1 pseudogene is annotated in these 723 nt (G+C 62.0%); it reads left to right on the top strand.

The annotated features are described in order from the left end of the window. Nucleotides 1–522: pseudogene (locus EN750_RS37425) on the top strand (nicotinate phosphoribosyltransferase); the annotation flags it as partial. Between the last annotated feature and the right edge of the window lie 201 nt (nt 523–723).

Below are 723 nucleotides of genomic sequence, written 5' to 3'. Positions count from 1 at the left end.
CCCTACAAGGTGCTGCAGGACTGGCAGCGTTACTATGGCGGCAATCTCTTGATCGTGCTGCCCGACGCCTTCGGCACGGCATCGTTCCTGCGCGATGCGCCGGACTGGGTGGCCGACTGGACGGGCTTTCGCCCCGACAGCGCGCCGCCGATCGAAGGCGGCGAAAAGATCCTGTCCTGGTGGCGCGACAAGGGCAAAGATCCCCGGCAGAAACTGCTGATCTTCTCCGACGGGCTTGAAGTCGAGACCATCGAGGAGACCTATCGCCACTTCAAGGGCAAGGTGCGCATGTCCTTCGGCTGGGGCACCAATCTGACCAATGATTTCGAAGGCTGCGCGCCGACGGAAACCAACAGCCTCGACGCCATATCGCTGGTCTGCAAGGTCACCGAGGCCAATGGCAGGCCAGCGGTCAAGCTTTCCGACAATCCGGCCAAGGCGACCGGCGATGTGAAAGAGATCGAGCGGTATCTCAGAATTTTCGGCGAGAAGGACCGCGTGGAGCAATTGGTCAAGGTGTGAGGGGTGGGGTTCCTGGATAGTACGAGTTCCCTGGCGCCCCCCTCTGTCCTGCCGGACATCTCCCCCTCAAGGGGGGAGATTGCTCCCTCATCTCTGCTTTCGCCAATCAACAACATTGCCAGGGAAGAGCCGGCGGCGAAACTGCCAATCTCCCCACCTGTGGGGGAGATGTCCGGCAGGACAGAGGGGGGCGCCGTAGGG

This window comes from Mesorhizobium sp. M7A.F.Ca.ET.027.03.2.1 (assembly GCF_003999175.1).
Taxonomy (GTDB): domain Bacteria; phylum Pseudomonadota; class Alphaproteobacteria; order Rhizobiales; family Rhizobiaceae; genus Mesorhizobium.
This window is presented reverse-complemented; position numbering and strand designations above follow the sequence as displayed.